General features: G+C 38.5%; 22 protein-coding genes and 2 pseudogenes. 15 read left to right on the plus strand and 9 right to left on the minus strand.

Features of this window, described 5'->3' with window-relative positions:
- The first annotated feature begins 68 nt into the window (after positions 1-68).
- From AC623_RS09040 to AC623_RS09055, 4 genes and pseudogenes are all read left to right on the plus strand, one after another.
- Positions 69-830 carry a LamB/YcsF family protein gene (locus AC623_RS09040; protein ID WP_049662145.1) on the plus strand — a complete coding sequence of 254 codons (762 nt, stop codon included), beginning with the start codon at positions 69-71 and terminating at the stop codon, positions 828-830.
- Positions 831-844: 14 nt separating this feature from the next.
- Positions 845-2,065: an NRAMP family divalent metal transporter gene (locus AC623_RS09045; protein WP_049662146.1), complete on the plus strand. Its 1,221-nt coding sequence runs from the start codon at positions 845-847 to the stop codon at positions 2,063-2,065.
- Between the two features lie 21 nt (positions 2,066-2,086).
- Entirely contained in the window at positions 2,087-2,878 is a 792-nt protein-coding gene (locus tag AC623_RS09050; RefSeq protein ID WP_049662147.1) for a putative hydro-lyase, read from the plus strand.
- A 179-nt stretch (positions 2,879-3,057) separates the two neighbouring features.
- Positions 3,058-3,327, plus strand: a pseudogene (locus AC623_RS09055) (enoyl-CoA hydratase/isomerase family protein); the annotation flags it as partial.
- Between the two features lie 13 nt (positions 3,328-3,340).
- Here AC623_RS09055 and AC623_RS21035 read toward each other — a convergent pair.
- Positions 3,341-3,572: pseudogene (locus tag AC623_RS21035) on the minus strand (diadenylate cyclase); the annotation flags it as partial.
- A 26-nt stretch (positions 3,573-3,598) separates the two neighbouring features.
- Between AC623_RS21035 and AC623_RS09060 the strand changes: the two are divergent.
- The 7 genes from AC623_RS09060 (at position 3,599) to AC623_RS09090 (ending at position 9,559) form a co-directional block, all read left to right on the plus strand.
- The gene (locus tag AC623_RS09060; RefSeq protein ID WP_049662149.1) at positions 3,599-3,820 is read left to right on the plus strand and encodes a hypothetical protein; all 222 of its coding nucleotides are present in this window, start codon (positions 3,599-3,601) and stop codon (positions 3,818-3,820) included.
- Positions 3,784-4,173, plus strand: a complete 390-nt coding sequence (locus AC623_RS09065) for a hypothetical protein (protein WP_156187016.1) — start codon at positions 3,784-3,786, stop codon at positions 4,171-4,173. Before AC623_RS09060 ends, AC623_RS09065 begins: the two co-directional genes overlap by 37 nt.
- 476 nt (positions 4,174-4,649) lie before the next feature.
- Positions 4,650-5,660 (plus strand): ABC transporter substrate-binding protein, encoded by a 1,011-nt coding sequence (locus AC623_RS09070; RefSeq protein ID WP_231603430.1) that lies wholly within the window; start codon positions 4,650-4,652, stop codon positions 5,658-5,660.
- 14 nt (positions 5,661-5,674) lie between these two features.
- On the plus strand, positions 5,675-6,547 hold the full coding sequence (locus tag AC623_RS09075) for an ABC transporter permease (protein WP_082174372.1): 873 nt from the start codon (positions 5,675-5,677) through the stop codon (positions 6,545-6,547).
- 7 nt (positions 6,548-6,554) lie between these two features.
- Positions 6,555-7,349 (plus strand): ABC transporter ATP-binding protein, encoded by a 795-nt coding sequence (locus AC623_RS09080; protein ID WP_049666436.1) that lies wholly within the window; start codon positions 6,555-6,557, stop codon positions 7,347-7,349.
- Between the two features lie 92 nt (positions 7,350-7,441).
- Positions 7,442-8,551, plus strand: coding sequence for a histidinol-phosphate transaminase (gene hisC, locus AC623_RS09085; RefSeq protein WP_049662151.1), 1,110 nt, complete (start codon positions 7,442-7,444; stop codon positions 8,549-8,551).
- Positions 8,552-8,569: 18 nt separating this feature from the next.
- The gene (locus AC623_RS09090; RefSeq protein ID WP_049662152.1) at positions 8,570-9,559 is read left to right on the plus strand and encodes a C-terminal binding protein; all 990 of its coding nucleotides are present in this window, start codon (positions 8,570-8,572) and stop codon (positions 9,557-9,559) included.
- Between the two features lie 556 nt (positions 9,560-10,115).
- Here the strand turns inward: AC623_RS09090 and AC623_RS09095 are convergent.
- Together AC623_RS09095 and AC623_RS09100 are read right to left on the minus strand one after the other, a co-directional pair.
- Entirely contained in the window at positions 10,116-10,571 is a 456-nt protein-coding gene (locus AC623_RS09095) for a tyrosine-type recombinase/integrase (protein ID WP_049662153.1), read from the minus strand.
- Positions 10,571-10,924 (minus strand): hypothetical protein, encoded by a 354-nt coding sequence (locus AC623_RS09100; RefSeq protein ID WP_049662154.1) that lies wholly within the window; start codon positions 10,922-10,924, stop codon positions 10,571-10,573. The genes AC623_RS09095 and AC623_RS09100 overlap by 1 nt, the downstream gene beginning before the upstream one ends.
- A 727-nt stretch (positions 10,925-11,651) precedes the next feature.
- Between AC623_RS09100 and AC623_RS09105 the strand changes: the two genes are divergently transcribed.
- Positions 11,652-14,138: a sensor domain-containing protein gene (locus AC623_RS09105; RefSeq protein ID WP_049662155.1), complete on the plus strand. Its 2,487-nt coding sequence runs from the start codon at positions 11,652-11,654 to the stop codon at positions 14,136-14,138.
- Between the two features lie 219 nt (positions 14,139-14,357).
- On the opposite strand, the gene AC623_RS09110 is transcribed toward AC623_RS09105, so the two are convergent.
- The 4 genes from AC623_RS09110 to AC623_RS09125 form a co-directional block, all read right to left on the minus strand.
- Positions 14,358-15,065 carry a glycoside hydrolase family 16 protein gene (locus AC623_RS09110; RefSeq protein WP_049662156.1) on the minus strand — a complete coding sequence of 236 codons (708 nt, stop codon included), beginning with the start codon at positions 15,063-15,065 and terminating at the stop codon, positions 14,358-14,360.
- Between the two features lie 97 nt (positions 15,066-15,162).
- Positions 15,163-16,005, minus strand: a complete 843-nt coding sequence (locus tag AC623_RS09115; RefSeq protein WP_049662157.1) for a polysaccharide deacetylase family protein — start codon at positions 16,003-16,005, stop codon at positions 15,163-15,165.
- Between the two features lie 3 nt (positions 16,006-16,008).
- A complete protein-coding gene (locus AC623_RS09120) occupies positions 16,009-17,373 on the minus strand; it encodes a glycosyltransferase family 2 protein (RefSeq protein WP_049662158.1) in 1,365 nt (454 codons plus the stop codon).
- A 79-nt stretch (positions 17,374-17,452) separates the two neighbouring features.
- On the minus strand, positions 17,453-17,680 hold the full coding sequence (locus AC623_RS09125) for a helix-turn-helix transcriptional regulator (protein WP_049662159.1): 228 nt from the start codon (positions 17,678-17,680) through the stop codon (positions 17,453-17,455).
- Between the two features lie 165 nt (positions 17,681-17,845).
- Between AC623_RS09125 and AC623_RS09130 the strand changes: the two genes are divergently transcribed.
- The 3 genes from AC623_RS09130 (at position 17,846) to AC623_RS09145 (ending at position 20,116) form a co-directional block, all read left to right on the plus strand.
- Complete coding sequence (locus AC623_RS09130; protein ID WP_049662160.1) at positions 17,846-18,253, plus strand: helix-turn-helix domain-containing protein; 408 nt, start codon at positions 17,846-17,848, stop codon at positions 18,251-18,253.
- 295 nt (positions 18,254-18,548) lie between these two features.
- Complete coding sequence (locus AC623_RS09135; RefSeq protein WP_049662161.1) at positions 18,549-18,782, plus strand: hypothetical protein; 234 nt, start codon at positions 18,549-18,551, stop codon at positions 18,780-18,782.
- A 959-nt stretch (positions 18,783-19,741) separates the two neighbouring features.
- Positions 19,742-20,116, plus strand: a complete 375-nt coding sequence (locus AC623_RS09145; protein WP_049662163.1) for a nuclear transport factor 2 family protein — start codon at positions 19,742-19,744, stop codon at positions 20,114-20,116.
- 254 nt (positions 20,117-20,370) lie between these two features.
- On the opposite strand, the gene AC623_RS21735 is transcribed toward AC623_RS09145, so the two are convergent.
- A complete protein-coding gene (locus tag AC623_RS21735; protein WP_197090958.1) occupies positions 20,371-20,550 on the minus strand; it encodes a hypothetical protein in 180 nt (59 codons plus the stop codon).
- Between the two features lie 113 nt (positions 20,551-20,663).
- Positions 20,664-20,876, minus strand: coding sequence for a DUF6036 family nucleotidyltransferase (locus AC623_RS21915; protein ID WP_049662164.1), 213 nt, complete (start codon positions 20,874-20,876; stop codon positions 20,664-20,666).
- Positions 20,877-20,961 lie beyond the last annotated feature (85 nt).

Below are 20,961 nucleotides of genomic sequence, written 5' to 3' on the forward strand. Positions count from 1 at the left end.
CGTAATTTATCTTGCAAGCGCTTACCCCGAAATAGGGGGATGAGTGAAATGATTTGGAGGGGAAATGGATGTTTAAAGTAGATTTGAATTGCGATTTAGGGGAGAGTTTTGGACGATATAAACTCAGTGAGCAACAAGAAATATTGAAATATGTATCATCAGCGAATATTGCGTGTGGTTTTCATGCAGGTGATCCTAGTGTGATGAGGGAGACGGTCAAGCTTGCTATTGAAAATGGCGTAAAAGTTGGTGCACATCCCGGCTTGCCGGATTTAAATGGTTTTGGACGCCGTGAGATGAAGATTACACCGCAAGAAGCATACGATATGGTTGTCTATCAAATTGGTGCTCTGCAAGGATTCTTATCCACATGCAATGAAACGATGCAACATGTGAAACCACATGGAGCGTTATATAATATGGCAGCAAAAGACCCTGCGCTCGCGGAAGCTATTGCTCAAGCGGTCTACAATGTTTCGCCATCACTAGTTTTATTTGGACTAGCTGGGAGTGAGTTAACGAAAGCAGGAGAAAAGATCGGTTTACGCACAGCACATGAAGTATTCGCTGATCGCACTTATCAATCAGACGGTACGTTAACTTCGCGTTCGCAGCCGGATGCTCTCATAACAGATGAAGAACAATCTGTCTTGCAAGTGATAAAAATGGTAACCGAAGGCAAAGTCACTTCTCAGCAAAATACAGAAGTTTCTTTGAAAGCGGATACGGTTTGTATCCATGGAGATGGGGAGCATGCCCTTGCTTTTGCAAAATACATTAAAGAAACATTACATAAAAATCAGATCGCAATTACACCAATGAGTAGCTAGAAGGGGGAAGCTATATGACAGAACTAAAAAAAGAAACGGGGAAAGCTAAAAAGAAGGTGAACATAAGCGTCCTGCTTGGTGCCGCTTTTTTAATGGCTACCTCATCGGTTGGTCCAGGATTTTTAACGCAAACGACAGTATTTACCCAGCAGTTAGCTGCAAGCTTTGCATTTGTTATTTTAATCTCCTTGATTTTAGATGTCTTTGCCCAAATCAATGTTTGGAGAATCATTGCTGTATCAGGGCTGCGTGGCCAGGAGATCGCAAACAAAGTGCTGCCTGGATTAGGGGTATTTTTGGCAATTATTATTGTAATAGGCGGTCTTGCATTTAATATTGGGAATGTTGCAGGAGCGGGTCTTGGACTAAATGCCATGCTTGGCGTTGAACCTATTACCGGAGCAATTGTTAGTGCCGCATTTGCTATTTTTATTTTCGTATTCAAAGAAGCGGGTAAAGCAATGGACAAAGCAGCTCAAATCGCCGGCTTTGTTATGATTATCTTAATGTTGTATGTGGCATTTTCAACGTCGCCGCCTGTCGGAGAGGCCATCGCTAATACGTTCGTTCCTGAAGAAATTAGTATATTTGCCATCGTTACACTTGTTGGCGGCACAGTGGGAGGCTACATTACCTTCGCAGGTGGGCACCGCTTATTAGATGCGGGGATCAAGGGGATTGACTCGTTACCCCAAGTGACGAAAAGTTCTGTAACAGGTATTGCCGTTACCGGTGTCATGCGTGTAGCGTTATTCTTAGCTGTACTCGGAGTTGTATCTCAAGGGCTTGCCATTGATCCAGACAACCCTCCAGCTTCAGTGTTTCAACTTGCTGCAGGGGATATTGGTTATCGAATGTTTGGTGTGATTATGTGGGCCGCTGCTATTACGTCTGTCGTAGGGGCCGCTTATACATCTGTTTCATTTATACGTTCGTTCAGCCCAACAATCGAAAAGTATCATAATTGGATCATTATTTTATTTATTTTAGTCTCAACTGTCACGTTTGCCTTAGTCGGGCGGCCTATAAAGGTTTTACTATTAGTGGGAGCCTTGAATGCTCTTATTCTACCCATTGCGTTAGGTACGTTGTTAGTAGCTGCTTATAAAAAGGAGATCGTTGGCAAGTATAAACATCCACTATGGTTAACGATTGCAGGCGGATTCGTCGTCATCGTTATGGGATATTTAGGAATCATGACACTCATTGAGCAAATACCATTGCTGTTCAAATAATAGGGAAGGGAGAGTCTGTCCATGACTGACTATGAATATATGGCTCCGAATGAAATAAGGGGGCTTATCCGTAAACAAGAAATTACAGGGCCGACTGCTGGAATGTCAAAAGGATTCACACAAGCGAATTTAGTGATTTTGAAAAAAGAATATGCGTTTGATTTCTTGCTGTTCTGTCAGCGGAACCCGAAACCTTGTCCTTTATTAGATGTAACGGAACCTGGTTCATTCTATCCGAGCAAGATTGCTAAAGACGCAGATATTCGTAAGGACATTCCTAAATACCGCATTTATAAAGACGGTGTTTTTACGGAAGAGGCAACAGATATTACTGAATATTGGGAAGACGACATGGTCGGGTTCTTACTAGGCTGCAGTTTCACGTTTGAAACCCCGCTCATCGAAAGTGGCATATCTATTCGACATATTGAGGAGAATTGCAACGTTCCGATGTATAAGACGAATATTCCATGTGAAAAAGCAGGGGTATTTGAAGGCCCTACCGTTGTAAGCATGCGTCCGATGTCGCATCAAGAGGCGATTCGAGCTATCCAGATTACTAGTCGTTTCCCTTCTGTACACGGATCACCTATTCATGTCGGTGACCCAAGTCAAATTGGGATTACTGATATTACAAAACCTGATTTCGGCGATGCTGTGACAATTAAAGAAGGAGAAATTCCCGTGTTTTGGGCTTGTGGTGTGACCCCTCAAGCTGTTGCCCTGCAAAGTAGACCTTCACTGATGATTACTCATGCTCCTGGCCATATGTTTATTAGTGATATACGGGACGAAAAACTTAGCGTTTTATAGGAGAAATGAGGAATTCATAAAAACCCGGAAAGACAATGATTGTCTTTCCGGGTTACCTTATATGCACGGAACACAACATCCATCCCTAGTTGTATTTTCGTTTATCATTGCCTTTCCAGCTCGCTTACAACGCTTGATATTGCAAAGAAGAATAAACTTTTCAAAAAGGACATGCAAAGGAAGCTGAGATGATTTTTAGAGGGCGCTACATAACTTCTGAGGAAGCAGAGCGAATTCGACTCGTTAACGGTGTATTTCCTGCCGATGAATTTCATAAGTGTGTATTAGAATCTTCCAATAATCTGGCAGGTGGTTCTCCGAATCCATTGACATTATTGAAACAAGAGATTACAGCCTGTTTTGAAACAAAAGATGCAGTAGAAGGAATTCAAGCATCCGCAGAAAGTGTAAACCTATTTTCCATAGGGAATAGAATTCTCTATATGTGAATTAATGTAAATTTTAGACGGTAACAATGGGGTGAAGTTTTCCATCCAATGCAAAGGAGACTCTGCCTGTTTCTTCTGACACAACTAGCACAAGAGCATCACTTCGCTCGCTGAGACCTAATGCGGCATGATGACGGGTACCGAGCTTTTTTCACCTATAACCGCAATGGTTAAGGGAAGCACATTGGCTGCTGAAACAATTGATTTCCATAAATGATCACTGCACCGTCATGAAGGGGGATTCCGAGGTTTCAAGGAGAAAAACGTATTCATGTTCCCACATGTTAAGATTCATCTGCAACATAGAAAATTAGGGGTTAATGAAAAGCTAAAGCTGGCTAAAAAAGCTGAATCACTGAACAAAGGATATGAGTTAGTTACCTGGGCGTATGATCCGCCTGAGACAGTGAACGGGTATTTGAATTTTCATAAACTGGGGCAAGATGTTCTACTTACGTGGAAAACGGCTATGGAGAAATGCAGGACGATTTAAATCAGGGCATGCCATCTATGGAATGGTGGATTAAAAAAGACGAGGTGGAACGGCCTAGGAAGTATGTGGAGAAATGTTATCCCTCGTTAATTAAAATTATCCGCGATGCCGAGGGATATCTTGTACCTAAGGAATTGGAGTTGCTGGAGGATTTCGCAGAAGGACTGTTTTTTGTTCCGGTGCCGAGTAATTTTCAAACACTAAAGAAAAATAACTCAGGGCTTGCTGTAGCGCCGAGAATGAGCACTGAGAAGGTATTTACCTATTACTTTATAAAAGGATGGACCGTTGTCGATTTATTTAGAAGTAAGTCCGCTCCTGATTTGTGTTATTACGTTTTGAAAAAAGTGTGATTGTAGTGTAAGGCAAAAGAGACTTTTCCCCTTTGGGATCGTTTCTTTTGCCTTTTTAATTTAGTCATGAGGGCGCTGTTTCAATCCGTCATTCTTTTACAAATGCTTTCCCAATTTAAAGCGTCGTTACATATTGAATATTTCGAGGTGCATTTTTTTAGTTTTTGTGTGCACATTTTTTACATAATCCATCGGAACGGTCCGGTTTCAAAAAAAATCCTGTATAATGAACCAAAATTAGAAGAAGGTTCCCCTTTTCACACGTGTGGCTAAATTTTTCTGAATTTTTCGTAATCTTTAAATTGATTTAGAAAGCGTTTCATATCTCGTTAGGAGAACGTTTTTACATTACATAATAACGATTAACCCCAAAAAGGTGAACAGCGCTTTCCCGAAATTGAAAGGGGGTGAGGCACGTTTTTTCGTGTTGAAATTTTTAGCAGCAAGTACCTAAAAATCAAAAGTAGGGGGAAGGTATGTTGAGAAAAGTTAGCTCCATATTTCTAGTTATTCTTTTGCTGATCATGACGGGATGTTCAGGGGAAAACAGCACGGAAGCTCAAAAAGAAACGAACAATAAGAAAGATACTTCTTTTTCCTTGGGTGTGGCTACTTGGGTAGGATATGCCCCGTTATATATTGCACAGGAAAAAGGAATTTTCAAAAAGAATGGCATCAATGTCGATTTGATGAAAATGGAAAGCAACACCGACCGCCGAACGGCATTAGCCGCTAAGCGTATACAAGGTTTTGCCTCAACTGTAGATACACATGTGGTTTCTGCTGCAAGTGATGTGCCGGGTGTACAAGTTGTTGCCTTGGATGAATCATATGGCGGAGATGGCATCGTGGCGAAAAAAGAAATTAAGAGCTTGAAAGACTTAAAAGGAAAACGCGTAGCTGTGCAAACGGATGGAGGGGCAAGCTTCTTCTGGTTCCTTTATTTATTGAAACAAGAGGGAATCGACTTTAACAAAGAGATTAAGGCACAGAACATGACGGCAGGGGATGCAGGGGCAGCCTTCGTTGCCGACAAAGTGGATGCAGCCGTGACATGGGAACCTTGGTTAACAAAAGCGAAGCAGACCGATTTTGGAAGCGTTCTTGCAACGAGTGATATATCTCCAGGAGTGATTACAAGTACGATTGCCATGCATGAGGATTTTATTAAAGAAAATCCAGAAGCGGTAAAAGCTTTAGTTAAATCGTGGTTTGAAGCAGTCGACTACTATAAAACAAATAAAGAAGATGCATTGGAAATCATGGGGAAAGCAATGGGTCAATCACCAAAAGAAATTGAAGAAGCATTAAAAGGTGTCCGCTTCTATGATGAGCAAAAAAATAAAGAGTATTTTGGCACAAAAGAAAATCCAGGCCAAATTTATGAACTGTCAAAAATGGGTGCTGAGTTTTGGAAAGGACAAAACTTAATCCAAAAAGAGCCGAATCTTGATAAGTTAATCGATTATTCATTTGTTCAACAATAAGGAGGCGGTCTTGTATGGAAAAAGCATTAAAAACTAAAGAAGTCGTTAAACAGCCGCCTTTGCGCCAGGTTCCCAACAACCAACATGGAAAGCCAAGGAAAAATAAGTGGTTTCAGCCGCAGGGAGACATTCCGCATAGAACATATGTAATGATCAGTATAATGAGTATTGTTCTGCTGTTTGCTTTATGGTCGCTGCTAACTTACAGCGGACTAGTTGATTCTCTCTTCCTGCCAACACCAACTGACATTTTTCAATCAGGTGTGGTTTTGTTTACCGAATATGGATTTGTCGGTGATATTACGGTTACAGTCTATCGTGTACTTGTAGGGTTTGCTGCTGCTGTCATCATCGGCGTGCCGCTTGGGATCTTTATGGGTACGTTTAAAGTAGTGGAAGCTTTCTTTGAACCGGTCATCTCTGCTATCCGCTATATGCCAGCTTCTGCGTTTATTCCACTTTTCATTTTATGGATTGGGGTAGGAGAGCTAGAGAAAGTAACGATTATCTTCGTTGGAACCTTTTTCTCACTCGTTTTAATGACAGCTGTTGAAGTGGGAAATGTCCGCAAAGAGCTTTTAGAAGCCGCATATACATTAGGACGATCAAATTTTGGTGTATTGCGTTCGGTCATTCTGCCCGCTTCCATCCCAGGGATTATGGAAATTATCCGTCTCGTCCTTGGCTGGGCCTGGTCGTACATTATTGTAGCGGAATTAGTTGCATCTTCATCCGGGATCGGAAGCTTGATACTTGAATCCCAGCGTATGTTGAAAACAGGAAACATTATTTTTGGCATCTTAACAATTGGCGTATTGGGCTTGCTCTCCGACCTGATTTTGAAGGTGGCCATTCGAAAAGCATTTCCATGGCATTATGGAAGGTGATGAGAGAATGAGAAATCCAAAAGTACAAGTCGATCGTGTAACCAAAATATACACAGGGAACAAGAAAAATCCTCAAGTGCTTGCATTAGATACAACGAATCTGACAATTATGCCGAATGAGTTTATTACGATCCTGGGCCCATCGGGTTGCGGAAAGTCGACTCTTCTCCGAATTGTAGGAGGGCTTGAAGAGCAAACAACGGGCCATGTGTATTTAGATGGGGAAGAAACATTTGGGCCGTCATCCAATCGAGGAATGGTTTTTCAAGCCTATTCTTTATTTCCATGGCTGACTGTTGAAGAAAATATTGAATTTGGGTTAAAAACCAATGGAATGACAGCTGCACAAAGGAAAGAAGTGGTTCACAATTACATTGATTTGGTCCAATTAAAGGGGTTTGAAAAACATTACCCGCGACAGCTATCGGGAGGCATGCAGCAGCGTGTCGCTATCGCGAGAGCATTAGCGAACGATCCGGAGATTTTATTGCTCGATGAACCGTTCGGTGCACTTGACAATCAAACACGGACACTAATGCAGGAGCTGCTGCTGGAAATTTGGGAGAAATCGAATAAAACCATTTTGTTTATTACACATGATGTAGAAGAATCTATATTCCTCGCTAATCGCGTGATCGTCATGACTTCCAGGCCGGGACGGATCAAAGCGGATATTCCTATCGATTTGGAGCATCCACGCCCCTATAGTATTAAAATTGATCCTCGTTTTCTAGCATATAAAGAGCAGCTGACAGAATTAATTCGTGAGGAAAGCTTAAAGGCCATGATGGAAGTGAAATAATGAAAAATTAGCCAAATCGGCAACAGTTCAAAACAACGAACTGATTGTTTACTGCTTTTCTTCTGCTAAAGCAAAATAGAGGGGGAATTTCCTTGTCTCACGAACTCCAGCGCACCATTATCGCGCAACTGAAGCCATACATCCCTGGAAAGGCAATTGAAGAGGTAAAACAAGAGCTCGGTCTGAAAGAAATTATTCGTCTGGCTTCCAATGAAAATCCATTTGGCCCCTCTCCAAAGGCTGTACAGGCTATGCAAAAAGCTTTGCTTGAAAGCCAATTATACCCCGAAGCAACATGCAGAGAGCTTCGGGAAAAACTAGGTGGGATGTATGGAATCGCCCCTGACCAGATTATGATGGGCAATGGCGCCGACAATGTTATTACGTTGATTGGAACGGCCTATATCAATCCGGGGGATGAAGTGATCTATTGCATTCCGACGTTTCCCGCTTACAGGACTATCACGCTGCTCATGGGAGGAAATCCGGTAGAGATTCCTACGGCGAGGAATTATACTTTTGACCTTGATACTATCTTAGCAGCGATAACGAATAAAACGAAGCTTATCTTTATCTGTAATCCCAATAATCCTACTGGCACAATTGTTGAAGGAACGCAGCTTAAAAACTTTTTAAGACAAGTACCTCCGCATGTTGTAGTGGTGTTGGATGAAGCTTATGCAGAGTTTATTAATCGTGAAGAATACCGCACAGGGCCTGATTTTGTAAAAGCTGGTTATCAAGTGATTTTCGTCCGGACATTTTCGAAGTTGTATGGTCTCGCTGGAACAAGAATCGGATATGCAGCTGCCAGTAAAGAGCTTATTGCACCGGTACAAGTTGTACGAGAACCATTTGCAGCCAATCGTATTGCTCATGCAGGAGCTGTGGCTGCACTTGATGACGAAGAGTATAGAAGCAAGAGTTTACGGACAAATAAACAAGAAATGAAGAAACTAATAAATGAATTTCAGTCTTTTGGCTATCATGTGACTCCATCGCATGCCAACTTTTTATTTGTGGATATGAAAAAGGATATTATACAGATTTCTCAAGCATTAATGAAGCAGGGGATACTTATTCGACCGTGTACAGCATGGGGATTGCAAACGCATGCCCGTATTACTGTGGGTACGCTGGAGCAAAATGAACGTCTTATTCATGCGTTGCAAAAAATAAACTCTGGATTATCTATAACATAGGAAAGCGGTGGGGAAAGAGTGAAAGAAGGACGACATGTAGTTTGGATTCTAGATGATGAATGGGATGATCATCAATTAGAAGAAAGAATTTATGGACAGCATGGGTTTGAAGTCAAGGTTACGCGGTCGAATATGTTGGAAGAAGATCTTCCGCACTATGCTCCGCATGCGGATGGAGTAGTAGCGCAAGTAGGGTTTCCTTGTGGAGCCGACATCATTGATAAGCTGCAGTCTTGTAAAGTAATTTCTGTAACGGGGATTGGTTATAACCATGTTGACCTGGAGGCGGCCGCTCAAAAGGGAATTGTCGTTTCCAACGTGCCAGATTACTGCCTTGAGGAAGTATCCAACCATACAATCGCTCTTATATTAGGAATCACTCGCCGCTTATCCTCCTATAACCGGAAAGTAAAAGAAGGAAAGTGGGATCCGATGGATACTCTGCCGATTCATCGTTTTAGTGAACGTACGATTGGTTTACTTGGTTTTGGCCGTATTGCCCGAATGGTTGCAGCGAAATTAAAACCATTTGGCGTCAAAATCCTGGCTTATGATGAGTACGTTTCTGAGGAAGTTTTTCACACACATGAAGTGGCGCCTGTATCTTTAAATGATCTGCTTCGGCAATCAGACATCTTAAGCTTGCATGTGCCGCTCACTGCGGAGACGAAGCATTTGCTTGATTATGAGCGGCTGAAAATGCTTCCTAAAGGAGCTTTTGTCATTAATACTTGCCGCGGAGGTGTGTTAAGAGAGGATGATTTAAAGAAGCTGATTGAAGAGGGGCATATAGCTGGAGCGGGGCTTGATGTTTTAGAAAAGGAGCCACCCGCACCGGAGTATCCATTGATAGCAATGGAAGAAGTATTCATTACACCGCATGCCTCCTATATGTCAGAGGAATCACTTACCCAGCTGAGAGAAAGGGCATGCCAGGCGATTGTAGACGGAGTCGCGGGAAGACCATTGCCGCATGCCGTAAATCAGCCGAAGGTAAAGATCGAATAGAGGAGAGTGTCCTTGTTTCTAGAAGAAATAGTATTATAACTCCTTATAGATAAAAAATCTCTTGATGATGAACTGCACCCCAATTGTTAGACACCATCTAACAATTGGGGTGCTTTTTTATGGCTAAATTTACAGTTAAAGAGAAATTAAAAGATAGGAAACGGGTTCTGGTGCAAAAGCTCTAAGACACTTGCAAGTAATCTCTAAATCATGGACATACTGATACTATTACTATTAAAAAGATGTGTGATCGGTACGGAAAAGGAAGATTTGCTCAAAATTGAAATCTTTTCATACAGCTAAATCTATTCTTTCTGGAATAGAAGCGATGCCTATCATAAAAAAGAACAACTTGTTTTACCAATTAAATGAAGTCCATTCATCAATTTTTATTAAATTCACAATATGCAAAATTCAAATTCATTTTAAATACAACTAACCACTAAAGATCAGCAACTTCATTAAAAGACTGCCTGCTAATATAACACCCAATTTTTAAACAAATTTCGATGCAAAATTGGACCTCTCTTGGCATTCCAAAAAAGTTACAACTATTTTAAAAAACTTCACTATACATATTGATGGTAGAAAGATCAGAATGCCCAGCCCAGTCTTTTACAACAGCCAGTGGCACATCATTTTCCAGCATCATCGTCACAAAGGTATGACGAAACCAGTGGGGACTGATTTTCGAGTTTTTTCCGGCTAAGTCCACTGCTTCTTTCACAATCTTATAAAGGACCGCATATGTTAACCGCTTCTTTTTATGACGAGTTTCTTCCCTATTATATAGAGCGTAGAATAAAGGACGCTGCTTTTTTCCCTTTCCGATAACGTCCACAAATAAGTGACCTTGATGGCTGTACCGAAAACTACCCCAGTTTAAGTTTAACAGCTCGCTTGCTCGAAGCCCTGTGGTATACAGAAGATAACGGATTAACAAATTTCGTTTCTGCAGCTGTTCCCGCTTCTTTTTAGCTTTCACGATTTTGGGAAGAAAGAGATCAGCCATTAGGCGTCAACTTGACTTAATTCCCTGCGCGGCAAGCGGTTCAAGTCCTCATTTTGACGAGTTTCTTCTATTACATATTGTCCTTTTTTAGAGCCGGGGTTTGTGATCCAAGTAGAAAGGTGACTTTTATAACCAAAGTCTAACAAGCGACGGAAAAAATCTAATTTTCGTCTCGCCGACTTTACCGCATACTTGTCAGTAATGAAACGATTATACGCTTTGACTTCCGAAAACCCGATATCACGAAAAAACAGAGAATGGTCCATTAAGAAATTGAGTAGCGTTTTGTCGTCTGATCGATAAGCACGGATCGTATGAGGGGAGAAGTGTTTATTTTCGCCAAAAATCTTCATGGAAAAAATATCTCTAAAAAATCTTACTCCATACTTTCCGTAAGCGTTAAATTTCGATGTCCATCCAATAGATTCTTGTGAGCTGAATTTTCCTACAAATGAGCAAGGAACTGTTCACTAGTTACATAATTTAAAGTAGACAGATGATTCCTTTTTTCACCGCCTGTTCAAATTTTTATCATATTTTTTCATTTCTTTTGTCATGAAGACTTGAGCTTCTAAATGAAAAAATTAAAATAATTGAATTGCTGTTATGGAGTTAGAAAGGCCTAAACAAAAAGTTTCAAAACGGAAAAAACGGGTAAGTAAATAAATAGGTGGATTATGATTTAATGGTAGCTTTATAAATAAAATTGCATTTAATACACTCTTTAGAACAATGTACATATTAGCTGGCAGAAGACTATAAGGATAAAGAGGAATGTAGAATCTCCGAGTAGAGTTAAAAATATAAACATTAGAAACTAAAAACAAGGGGCAATTAAACATTCCCGGAAGAAGTAGATTAAAGCAATCAACCGTTGATTGCTTTATTTTATAAGAGACAAATCCAGTAATCCCCATATGGGTATTTAGCATTTTAATAAAACCCTCTAGAATAACACCTGATTTTAAACTTTATAATAGTTAGAGTTTTTAGAAATGAAGGTTTGTAAAATAGGGCCAAATGGAAAGGGATTATTAACTCAATGAAGAGCCGGCTGATCTGTTAAAAAAGGAGTATGGTATGGACTTAAATAATAAAAAAATGAATTCTCAACTGAATCATACAGAACCGGAAGAAGTAGATTTATTTTATCGCGCTATATTTGAACACAATCCGGATACTGTCTTTTTTCTGAATACAGAAGGAAGCATAGAAAAAGTGAATGAAGGATTCTCTGACATCCTTGGTTACAGAAAAGAAGAAATTCTATCAAATTCAATAGAACAGTTTTTAGAAAAAGGTGAAATTCCCTTATATAAAAAGAGTATTCATGAGGTTTGCAGCGGAGACATCCAACAATTTGACACTCTTTTTGTTCATAAAAATAAAGGCCTTCTTCACATAGACTTGACGCTAATTCCGGCAAATTTTAAAGGAGAATTAATAGGCATTGTTGGAATAGCAAAGGATATTACAGAGGAAAAAGAAACGGCAAATGAATTAATAGATACAGAGCTTAAATTCAAAAGTTTGGTAGAGGATACTTTTATTGGCGTTTATATCATTCAAGAAGGAAAATTAATATATGGTAATCCTCGTTTACATAGTTTGTTGGGAACTGAAGCTTCAACAAGACCGATAATTTTTCTAGATTATGTCCATCCTGATGATCAAATCCAATTGATAAGTGTAGAAAATCAATTAATTGAGGGAGATATAGGCTTAGATCATTCCTTTAGAATTATTAACAAAGAAGGCTCTTTTATTGATGTAGAAGCACACACAAAGAAGATTTGTTCTCAAAATAAATCAACCATTATTGGAACGCTGCAAGATGTAACAGAACGAAAGAAAGCAGAGGAATTAAACAAATATTTGGCTTACCATGATTCCTTAACAGAACTGCCAAACAGGAGATTCTTTCAAGAAAAGTTAGAAGAACAATTAATTATAAGCAACGCACTCCAGCAAAAACTGGCTGTTATGTATTTAGATTTGGATCGATTTAAGTATATAAATGATACGCTCGGCCATTTTACAGGGGATAAGCTGTTACAGCAAATTTCAAAAAGGTTAAAAATCTGCCTGGGTGAAAAAACGATACTTGCTCGTTTAGGAGGGGACGAGTTTTCCGTTATAGTACCCGACATTACAAGTGAGGATCCGGTTACTAGGCTTGCTAAAACGATAATCGAAGCGTTAACCGATCCATTTTTCATTGAAGGCTATAAACTTTTCGTTACGACAAGCATTGGAATAAGCATTTATCCAAATGATGGCCAGGATGCCCTTACTTTAATGAAAAATGCAGATTCGGCCCTTTATAAATCGAAGGAAAGCGGAAAAAACACTTATTATATCTATTCACCTTCTATGAACATTCAAACCTACAAAATCTTCAATTTAGAGATGGGGCTTCGACACGCCCTGGAACTGAATCAATTTGAATTTTATTACCAGCCAAAGGTATGTGCCCGTACCTTTCAAATAGTAGGCGCTGAAGCCTTAATTAGATGGAATCACCCGGATTGGGGATTGGTATCCCCCGGAGACTTTATTCCCTTGGCAGAAGAAACAGGCCTAATCACAGAAATAGAAAGGTGGGTCAAATTCACTGCCTGTGCTCAAAATAAAGCATGGCAACGTGCAGGGTTGCCGGCCATCCCTATATGTATTAATATCTCGGCCATACGGTTTATGGAAAATAATCTAGCGGATAATATTATAAAGGCCTTAGAAGAAACCAAGCTTGACCCCAAGTACTTAGATGTTGAGGTAACAGAGACATCTGTATTAGAAAATGAGAAAGCGGTGATATCCACATTAGATAAGCTCAAAAATATTGGTGTCTGTGTATCTTTGGATGATTTCGGAACAGGTTATTCCTCTCTTTCCTATCTAAAGCGATTTAAAGGAAGAATTGATACGTTAAAAATTGATCGATCCTTTATAAAAGACTTAAATAGAGAAGATGCTGATAACTCTAACTTTATAACGAAAACCATTATTGAGTTAGCCCAGCACCTTCAGATGAAAGTGGTGGCAGAAGGGGTCGAAACGGAGGAGCAGCTCCAAATCCTTCAAAGCTATAACTGTGAGATGATTCAAGGTTATTATTTCTCAAAGCCTGTTCCGGCTGACAAATTTGCTCAACTATTACAAAAAGGGAAACTTGAAATTTCACAAAAGAGTCCTAATAAAGAGATTAATAAATTAAAGAAAAAACATAAATTTGCTGGTATCAAACTCGACTTTCCTTTGTTTGCCGCTATGACACTGATTCAAATTAATGGCAAAAAAGTTAATCTAGGAAAGACTAATGTTTTAATTGAGAATATTGGTTTAGACGGGCTTCAGTTTTTATCGGATATAAGATTAGCCGTTCATCCGGACATTATATTGGAATTTGAAATGAATTTACTTGGCCAAACCATTAAACTATATGGCTCGGTGGTCTCGATACATGAAATAAAGTCGGGTACTTTCCAATATAGACTAGAATTCTTAGAGGGCGAAAAGGAACGATCCAATTTAGCAAGAGTGATAAATAAGCTTTCTATTTCGTGACCAAAATGTGCTCTTTTAAATGGTTACTCATGATGTTTATAAGAAGAAAACAGGGAAAAGTTCTTTAAACATTTTAAGCGATAAGCTTTTGGCAAAAAGAGGCGCACTGCATAGGGGGAAGATGCCTAGACAAGGCTAGAATAAAAAAGAATACTGGAAGATTTGACTCTCCCAGCTTTTGTTCAGAAAAATATATATAACCTATAGCAGCTGCCAATTTTAATTCGGTATAAATTCAAACTTGCTGATAACTATTTCTATTTCTTTTCCGTATAGAGGAGCTTCTCCTTTATTGAGCCAGAAATTTATACTAACTTTTTCATTTTTTGAATTGGGAATATTTTCCCCTTCATAGGTCCACTGATTAATAATATAATTAGCGTTTGGTGATGTTTCTGAATGACCATGATGAGAATAGAAAAAGATCTTTTCCGGCGTCCATTCAAATGCGTGTGTAGTCCAGTCTCCTGTTAATGACTTTTTGAAGGTGTAGTTATTGTTTGGCTGCACCATATACTGACCTACGTTAGCATTGCCGGATTGTCCCCACCTGGAAAATTCAATATCTATTTCACGAAAATCGTTTTCGGCTGCATCACGTGATATGGAATCATAAGTAAACAAACCGATAACGGCATTCGGATCAAGTAAATCCGTTCTCGCTTCTAGATAGAAGCGGTATGTACCGTAGCCCAAGGTTTCCTTATTAATCACTTCTGCTGCATACCACTTTCCATTTCGATGAATGATCCTTAAATGAAGCTTGCCTTGGTCATCGACCCATACGCTCTCATTTGTTCCTAGCCAATTATTTGGCCCTGGGCCAACTTTTTCTCCTTGTTTTACTTCCCACTCATACCCGCTGAATTGAATAGTAGGTGCTGGTTGAGAGGTGTAAAAAGCAGTTATTAAGTTTTTTTCCTTCAAGCTAATTCCTCCTGTTATAGTGAGCCCTAATGCAGTCAGGAGTAGAGCAAGTATGACGAAAGGCTTCCGCTGTCTAAAAATAAGAAATACGCTAATGTTATTTTGTTTTATTCTCGGCATTTTTTTGGAACCATTCCGTGTAGGTCAACACTTCTATTTTATCTTTTTTCTCTGAAAGATAGCGGACAAGTTCTTCGAATTGCTGCTCGGGATAGTACATAGGATCGTCTATTTTCTTCTCTCCTTTTGAAAAGCGATGATTGACAAAGACGATGGTTCCTTTTGCAGTAATCGCCTTATCAATGATTTGCTTTGAATAATTTATTTGCTCTGGGTCTGTTAAGTTATGGACTTCAACTTTATATCTTGGAAAAGTATTTTTGGGTAATTCGGTTTCGCTCAGTGTTCGGGCACTGACAAAATGATGTTTCTTTAAAATAGCCAGAGTGTCTTTATTGTAAGCCCCATACGGATAAATCAGTACTTTTCTCCCTCGCGAATAGCAATTATTATCAAGCCATTTTGTTGTTTTCATAATTTCTTTTTCTTGTTCATCCTTATCTAAACTAGTGAGTTTTTTATGATGATATGTGTGATTTAATAAATCCCACTCTTCATTCTCGTAAAGGTTCTGAAGTTGTTTGTAAGTTATATAGTTTTCTTTGTCAACTCTAGAAGGGATTACACTAATGTTTCCTTTAAAACCGTATTTTTTTAAAATAGGATAAGCGGTAGTATATTCACTTTTCCATCCATCATCCATCACGAAAATGGCGCTTGCTTTATTTTGATCAACCTGTACATCGGCTGCTTTAGGAGCGTTACATGACTTGGGTAATGTGTGAACCATACTCGCTAAACTGTTGCCGCTGTAAAAGGGATATAATAGAAGCAGAGCTGTCATAAAGAAGGCATAAACTCCAAACATTTTTTTATCCATAAATTATGCTCCCACTTTCTGCTTTTCAAATTTATACACTCTTCCTGTACGGGCCACCTTGTTCCAGCTCTTGCGATTGAATAGATAAAGGAAGGTGCCAAACATAACGAAAAATAGGGTAACAAAACGATAGACAAGTAAATCAAGACACAATACTTTTAAAAAGATGAGAATATCTTTTCCTTTTAAACGGACCCCCTCTTTGTAAGAAAGATATACAGCTATAGAGTTGTAGATAATATTGCAAATGAACGAGCCAATTATATATACGGCTGCAGACTGCAAGGCAAACTCTGTGTCATGCTCAAGTGAAAGGAAGACAAACGATGTAAGTGTAAAATAAGAACCGATCACACCGATCAGAAAGGCATCAATTAAAAAGAAAAATCCTAGTGTTCTAGTCAGGAATGTTTTCAGAAAAAAAGGAAAATGTTTTATGACACAGTCGATAAATGCCTTTTGCCAGCGAATTCGTTGTTTAAATAAATCTCCCCATGTTTCTGGGCATTCTGTGTAACAAATTGCCTCCGGAATAAAGACAATTTTTTTGTGGGGGGAACGGTGAATGTATTGTTGAAAGCGTAGAGTAATATCAATATCTTCACCTAATGTTTCCTTATAACCATTCAGTTCGAGTAAAATATTCCGTTTGAATATTCCGAATGCACCTGAAATAATAGCGAGTGCGTCTAGTTTAGCCAAAGACTTCTTATAGACATAGAAACCTTTTAGATATTCAAATATTTGAAATTGAACAACGCTTTTAAGGTTCTTGAATGATAAGGTCAATGGTTCTTTGGAACGTTTTGCTTGTAATGCGTGAACCATTCCACCAGCCGCAATAATATTTGGGTCTTGCATGTAATTGTTCACAATCGATAAAGATTGTTTTTCGAGAACACTGTCTGCATCTAGGGTAATAATATTTTCTTTTGAAGCGAGTGGAATGGCTGAGTTTAATGAATCGGCTTTTCCGCCATTTACTTTGTCGATTACATAGAAGTTTTGAAATGTGCGGGATTGATAGACGTGTTTAATAGGTTTGTGAGACAACTTGCCAGGGTGATAGGAAATGGCTTGTAAATTCAGCAATGTATGTAGGGTATCTAGCGTGTGATCCGTTGAGCCATCATTAATAAAAATGACCTCATAGTTGGCGTAGTTTAATTGATGAAGTCCATCCATCGTTGTTCGTAAAATCATATCTTCGTTATAGCATGGAATCAGAATGGAAAAGCCTTGTTCTTCATGCGCGAATAGTGCCTCTAATTTCTTCCTTCCTTTATTTTTCCAATCAATGGCATTAAATAAGTGGAACAACGGGAATAAGGTGGAAAAGAAGAAAACTAGAAAGAGCCAAATGAGCAATATAATCCCTCCTCAGAGATGTTTTGACAAAATAAACAAACTTATAGTAATATTTTATAAACACGATGGTGCCAGAAATTTAATTATTTGTTATTTTGTTAGGTTCTTTAATATTTGGATTGTAAAAAATATTACCGATTGGTTCATTAAGAAAGTTTGAAATTTTGTACATTGTAGCCGCGCTTGGAAAGTAATTGCCGTTTTCGATTCTTGACATGGCAGTTCTGCCAATGCCAATGTGAGCGGCTAATTCATCTTGAGTGATATTTTTTCTTTTTCGAATAATAGCAATATTATTGGCTAACAAAACATTCCCCCCTTTTTTTAGTGAATGACAATAATTGTTTTGAACCACAACACAAATATAAAACCTTTTGTTTTGCATGTCAACACATTTTGTTTTGAAAATAGATCCTTTTTCATATCCAATATTGAAAAAAGGTGACAAAAACTAAGTCGGAAGTGATTCTTAATGAATAAATTCGGAGAGCGATTGCGGCAGTTGCGTGAAGAGAAAAAGCTAACTTTGCGGACTTTAGCAGAACGGTCTAATATTAGTTACTCATTTATTGCTTCTCTAGAAAAAGGGCGATTCAAACCCTCCAGGGAGTCCGTTTATGCTCTTGCCAAACCATTAGAAACCGATGCAAATGAGCTATTAATGCTAGCAGGCTTTCTTCCCGATAGCCCTGTTATTACGAAACCAGCAGAAAAAAGCCAGGATGTTTTGTTGAATGATTTTGATGAGTCTGTATCTGTTTCGTTTGAGAAACTGCTTGAAGGATCGGTATTATTTAGAGGAAAAAAATTGTTGAAAGAGGATAAGCTAGCAGTCATTGCTTTTCTGGATACGCTGCTAACCTTAAAGGAAAAGAAGTAAAAGGATTACTTTCAAACAAATGATTTTTACTCATATCAATTTATTTTTAGGTGTTAAATATACTTTTTCTTTTGAAATCCCGGATAATTTTTAAGCCCGGGGTTTTTTATTTGTAAAAAAAGGGCAACAAAAACAGAAACGTGCTTTTTTATAGAACAACAACTAGATTAATTGTCGAGCAAATATTCTGGACGAAAAGAATATTTCTCTTTAAAATATGCATTATGACACGCGTCTTTAGGCTGATTAGAATGGCGCAAATAAGGAATTGCTAATTAAAAAAGGAGTAATTGATATGAAGGCTTACATGGTTAATGATTATCATCTCTTTACTAATTATAAAGAAGTATCTACGCTTATTCATGATGTTGTTCACTACACGGAATTAGATAGTCGGGAAACTGTTTACTCCTTTTCAATTAAAACGGGAACAGTAAACTGGGAAAAAAACTTGTTTATCACCGATAGTGGAGATGAGGTACCTTTGAAATATGAAGAAGATTATGATATGTATTATTCAGCTTTATGAGTACTTGAGCCCATAACTACAAGGTGATAATAGTTGATATATCGGTTGAAAGTATATAAAAAAGGGGGATCATTGACTTCATCATTTTTAATGCACAGCTAAATACTTACGTAAGAGCCTTTTCCTGTGCTGGGCTTTTTTTATTTGTACTGAATAAAGGCACATTCTTTAACAAGCAATGCACAACTCCTATTAGAACTTCATTTAAACAATACCTTAATGAATAGTCGTTATTTTGATTTCTTCCTAATAGATCAATATCCAAAAAATTCTCTGAATATAAAACAACTCAGATTTGTATTCTGGATCACTATTAAAATTATTCTAGTCCCTTTCGGTTACACTGTTTCTCACTTTTTCACAAATATTTGAAGAGCTTCTTGTTTTACCTTCAGGCTTTCCACGTGATAAAAGCACTTAAAATCTTTATTGATCTATGATAAAGAAATCCACGATAATATAGCTGAATATGAACAAAAACTAGACAAAATAATAAATGAAAAAGGGATTGTTTCTGTATGTGCTTATAACGCGATCAGAACAGCTGAAGCATTAAAAGCAATGTTAGAAAATTGCCATGGAATAATGATAACAGATGATGAAACAGTAAACTTAAAATGGCCGCTTCTAAAACGATCGACAGACTGAAATGGAGGAAATGACTTCTTCCTTCATTAGCCGGGCGTCAAGTCAAATTTAAATCTGAGAACGAACCCTACCTAGAGAAAGGCCTTTATTTCATTTTTCAACTGCCCAGCGCCGTCCTTTAATAAGAGGTAGTCCTTGTTTTACAGACGGAGATTAGTTTGATTACTAGTTACACAAATATACACCACTTAAGTTAGTGTAGTATCACCAATTGGGTATATAATGTAACTATTAGTTTTGCACGTAGCTTCAAAAAACAATTAGATTTATTACATAACAAGGGTAATCCTTTAACGAAAGGAGGATTTGCAATGAAGAATTCTCTAAAAGAGAAGGCGGTGTCGTTTTTGCAATTAGTTGCATCAGGGAGAGTGCGTGAAGCATACAGCAGATACATTGGTCCGGATTTCCGCCACCATAACCCTTTTTTTTGTGGAGATGCTAACACTCTTATGCTCGCAATGGAAGAGAATGCCGCTAAAAATCCCCACAAAATTTTTGAAATAAAACGTATTATCGAAGAGGGGGATACCGTTGCGGTTCACTCTCATGTAAAGCAAAAGCAAGGTGACCTCGGAGGAGTTGTGGTCCATATCTTCCGCTTTCATAATGACCTCATCGTCGAACTTTGGGATGTGGGTCAGCCTGTACCCGAGAACTCTCCTAATGAGAATGGCGTGTTTTGATGTAGAATATTGTTGTTACGCTTAAAGCGGTGGGGGCTCTCTAATAAGAATGGTCTTCAACAATCGGGCGCAATTGTTGTGCAATACAAGTAGAAAATGAGCAAGTCTTTTTAAATCAGCTGGATGAGAATTCATTTTGATCAATCTTGATATACTAGATCATCCAAAATTAGAAAATCAAGCTTCTCCAGCTGTAAATGAAAAAGGAGAAAAACAGGGGTTACAGACTGTTTTTCTTCCTTTCAATGGATGTATTAAGACTGTTCAGCAATAAACGTGAACCAAACATCTAACTCATTTACTTCTTTCAGTGTTTGATAGTGTTCGAAAAGATATTGTTTGTCTAAAGAATCAACATTGCTTGCTAGCAACTTAAAGTCCCACTCACGGTCTTCGAGCGACTTCCAATGAACGGCTGCCCGAAGTCTATCCAAAATAATGTCTTCAATGGAAATAAGGTTAAAAAGATTTTCATCATCTATGAAAATCTTTTTAACCTTAGAGTAATCACCTTCTAAATAACTACTCGGTATTTCTAGAGCAATCTCTATATTATCATTATAAAATGCCTACTGTCTTTTTTGAAATCCAGCTGGCCAAGAATATTTACTATCGTTTCGTACTCATCTGATACCATATCAATATCCCTGGTGGTGTAATGATTTTGAGTATAGATCGTAACCGAAAGACCTCCAACAATGATTGGTTTTACCCTTCTTTCAACAAGCAGCTTAGTTAATATAGCTGCAGTTTTAAGCATAGCCTCATACTTTCCGCGCTTTTTAGCTTATTGATCTCTATTTGAGCTTGTCTGATATTCGACTACTAATCCTCCATTAAAAGTA

The sequence above is a fragment of the Bacillus sp. FJAT-27231 genome, from assembly GCF_001183975.1.
Classification (GTDB): domain Bacteria; phylum Bacillota; class Bacilli; order Bacillales; family Domibacillaceae; genus Pseudobacillus; species Pseudobacillus wudalianchiensis.